The following is a 540-nucleotide window of genomic DNA, read 5'->3' as shown; positions in this document are numbered from 1 at the left end:
GATATGAAGAACACGCGCTGCGCGGGTCTTTCCCCACCGCTTCGCAACGTCTCCATCTATCCAGGCGACCGCACGAGGCATGTCGATTTCGACGCCGAGCCAGTTTCTAAGAGCCTCGACCCGCTCGCGGGAGCGGGGCAGTCGGTCCGACAGGAACTCGACCGGCGATATTCCCGCCATCCATCCCGCCTGATGAATCCGGCGGTAACGATCATCCTCCCAGATCGTCAAGCCGTTGCTGCACACGAGCCTTCGCCACCAGACGGCAAGCTCGAAGGCGCGGCTTCGATCCACCGAGTTCCAGATCACGACCTCGGCACTAACAGGATCGTTGGGCGTGAACTCTACGGGCGCGACAGGGAGCTTGACCTCGACGCGCATGCGCTCCCCATAGTCGGAGAGCCACGCGATCACCTTAACGGCCTCGGCCTTCCATTTGTTTTGTTCATAAGCGGCCTTGACCCAGCTAACTGCGTCTCGGTGTTGAATGAGGGCGTAGCTGCGCGAAACCGTGGCGACCGGAACAGAGCGCTCATCATT

1 protein-coding gene is annotated in these 540 nt (G+C 60.9%); it reads right to left on the bottom strand.

The genetic code is table 11. From position 1 onward, the window contains the following. Positions 1–540, bottom strand: a 540-nt coding sequence (locus AC2JF9_RS08380; protein ID WP_500726874.1) for a DUF932 domain-containing protein, incomplete at both ends; no start/stop codon positions are given.

It is taken from the genome of Lactobacillus sp. C449L (assembly GCF_059900815.1).
This window is presented reverse-complemented; position numbering and strand designations above follow the sequence as displayed.